At 33.1% G+C, this 3380-nt stretch carries 3 protein-coding genes; all 3 read right to left on the bottom strand.

Translation table 11 applies throughout. The annotated features are described in order from the left end of the window. Positions 1-85 precede the first annotated feature (85 nt). On the bottom strand, positions 86-940 hold the full coding sequence (locus PHQ99_08245) for an MBL fold metallo-hydrolase (protein ID MDD4289560.1): 855 nt from the start codon (positions 938-940) through the stop codon (positions 86-88). Positions 941-1194: 254 nt separating this feature from the next. Next, complete coding sequence (locus tag PHQ99_08240; GenBank protein ID MDD4289559.1) at positions 1195-2814, bottom strand: C69 family dipeptidase; 1620 nt, start codon at positions 2812-2814, stop codon at positions 1195-1197. Positions 2815-3117: 303 nt separating this feature from the next. Next, positions 3118-3380 (bottom strand): EAL domain-containing protein (locus PHQ99_08235; protein ID MDD4289558.1); only part of this gene is annotated, 263 nt, incomplete at its 5' end.

Here is a 3380-nt window from a genome sequence, read left to right as displayed (position 1 = left end):
TATTCTATATATTTTGTACCTATATTAATAAGAGTTAGTACAAATAGGAAACGGGCCAAGTATAAATTACCTATAAATTAAAAATCTAAAATAAGATTTCAGTACCTGCATTGACAGTAATGAATTGGTCGGGAAACATATTATATAGCATACTTAAAGCTTTAAATCCTGTACAATGACATAATCCTATCTTTTTAACTTTTAATTCTTCCAATGCTTTCATGGTATTAACAATTCTTTCGGTATTTGAATCAACCAGATGAGACCCTCCAATTACTGCAAATACATCTTTAATTCCTGTTATATTTTGGGCATGGAGAACTGTATTAATTATTCCCCTATGAGCGCATCCGGCAATAACAACAAGTCCTTTTTCTGATTTATAAATAATGGCTTGATCATCCAGGATAAAATCATCAACATATTCCCCATTATATAGAATCAATCTTTTTTTATTACCTGAATCTACTTGTTCGAAATCAGTTTTCATTGGAATTTCACCAGTTGTAAGCATATTTTTGGCAATTATTACCGGTTCTTTACTTAAAGAAAATTCGGCACCAAGACCTTCCAGCTCATCTTTGCTGAAAGGTATCCCGGCATACTTACAATTATTATCATTATTACAATTGAATCTTTTCTTCCAGACATCAGGATGGGCAAAAATTTCTATTTTATCCTTTTTGTTTATTCTTTCTAATATTTGCCTTAGCCCACCTGTATGATCCGGATGACTGTGGCTCAACACAATTTTATCTATAGTATTTAAATTTATCCCGAGCATCTGTGCATTGTAGCAGGCAGAAATATTTCTTCCTACATCAAATAATATTGTAGAATCTTCTGTTTTTAGCAGGAAACTTAAGCCCCACTCAGCAATCAAGTTTTTCCCAATTGAGGAAGTATTCTCACTTAATGTGAGTAGTTGTAGCTTAGTCATATTCTTTCCCTTTCACCATAAAAATTATTAAACTGGATATATTTTAATGTATTTACTAAGATTATGTCAAAGAAATAAAAATGAAGATATTTTAATTTAAACAAATTAATTTCCCTAACATTCAGTTTTTAGTTACTAATATTTTAACTAATAAGGATTGTAAAACTACAATATTACAAAATTTTTAATGGCTGGAAAGATTTTATCTCTTCCAGCCATTTTATAGTTAATTTTTCAGTATCAAATTGTGTATTTTATCTTTCTACAGGACCATATCCAATTAATTCATTCCACCATTCAGGATAGGCAGCAGTACGGAAATTTATATATCCCATGGCATATTTTCCTAATAGCATATCACCTAAATTTTTCCAGGATTCATGTAATGCAACTGCATGCTGATAATAAAAATTATTTATTAAACTCAATCCTCTTTCAGGATCTGTCTGGTAAATTTCTGTTGCTTTCTTTTGAACTTCGGGGACAATTTCATATAACATTTCCAGCTTTGGATCACGGACTGCATAAAGATCTTTAATTGCTTCATTGTAATGCAATTCAGCCATCTGCTGTACATATATATTTATCCACCACCCGGAATTGCGATCGAAAGGTTCCCATCTTGAACCTGTTCTGTAAAATTCCGGTAATTCATTCATTGTGCCACTTAAGGGAGCAATATAAGAACTGTCCGGGGCTCCGTAGCCAAACCATGCTACACCCTTTATTGGATCAGGATAATTATTGTTTATCTGGCTGATATGGAAATAATTTGTTCGATGCATGTTTATACTTCTTTCCCATGTGCCATCACCTGAGTTAGCATACCGAATTGGGTTACCCCAGGGACCTGCTGCGGGACCTACAGTTAAATCATAATCAGTTCCCTGATAATAATCACCCATGATTTTAAATACATCATGGACAGAAAGTTTATTATCTGGCACTATTGTTTGAGGATATTCCACTTCATGCGGGCTTAGCCCTAAAGAAGGGGCCATTATATCATATGCCCTCCATACTCTACGTGTTGCATACACATTATTATTTGGTGCATAAATATCTGCCGGGCGGAAAGGCTCTCCGGAAACAGGATCATACCATCCCTTGTCAACAGCAAAAGAAATAATATTTGGGGAGTGCATTACATTTTCCTCATCATCAAAATCAATGTCTCTAATCCTGGCTGCATTAGCGGATACAAACACTTCATCATCAGCTAATCTAAAAGCACACCATAGGTCATGTCCATACACTTCCATTATCCATATTTCATCACCATCAGCAAAGTTTATATTTTCAGCATTAATAGGAGCCCATTTGTAAGTTTCGATAATGTCACCTAAAATTTCTACAGCTTCTCTGGCAGTTGAGGCTCTTTCTAATACTACTTCTAAAATGTATTCATAATCCACAATGCCTTCACTGCTGCGCATTACCTCTCTTACTTCCTGACCATATTCAGTGCTGGTATCAATGGAGCAAGTGGTTTCTCCAACAGCTACACCTTTTTCATTCATTACCGGAAGGCAGCTTCTTAAATATTGAAATGTATGGGGAACCTGGGGCATTTCACCTTGAACTTCTCCTCGATGCATAATCCCTCTCATATCGCCTTCTACCCAATCAGCAGCAGGGACAATCGTTGTATGGAAAGGACAGCCACCACAATCAGAATTGTAAGAAATAATAGTAGACCCGTCAGTTGAAACATCTTTTCCCACCGAAACAGTTGTACATTCAGAGTTGGAACTTATACTTAAGTCTTCATTACAGGAAACACAATTAACTTCCTGTTCAATAACATCTGCCATACCAAAGGAAGGTATCCCTATAATGATTATTGCTATAATCAAATATTTTATTTTATTCATAAATTCTCCTATTTTAATTTTATTATCTAAATATCTATTTTTGTTTAACAACATTTCTGGTAAAAAATTTATAATATTAATACACACCTCCTTTATCATTTTAAATTAATAACATAATATAGTATTAAAAATTTAAAAAATTAAAGTTATTCTACTAAAATTTATGATTATTTTCAATACCTTGAAGTAAAAAATATTGTGGGAAATTGATATTCCTGATTAATTAATTAATTAATTACAAAAAAATGGGAATTAAAAAATTTTTATTAATATAAGTAGATTTATCAACCAAAACAGTGATTGTTATTGGTTTTCTATGCTCTTATATTTCCTGAGAAATTCAATAGCCATATCTTCATCAAGGGGTTTACTGATTAGATAACCCTGTATCTTATCACAGCCGTGTCTTTGCAGGTATTGCTTCTGTTTTTCATGTTCTACACCTTCTGCGATTACATAATGACCTAAATTATGAGCCATGGAGATAATATCATCAGTAATTGTCTTCTCAGGCTCAAGGTACATCAATTTATCAATAAATGATTGATCAATTTTAAGACAGTTGA

It is taken from the genome of Atribacterota bacterium (assembly GCA_028703475.1).
Classification (GTDB): domain Bacteria; phylum Atribacterota; class Phoenicimicrobiia; order Phoenicimicrobiales; family Stramentimicrobiaceae; genus JAQVMU01.
Note: the sequence above shows the minus strand (reverse complement) of the source record. Positions and strands in the feature narration are given on the sequence as shown.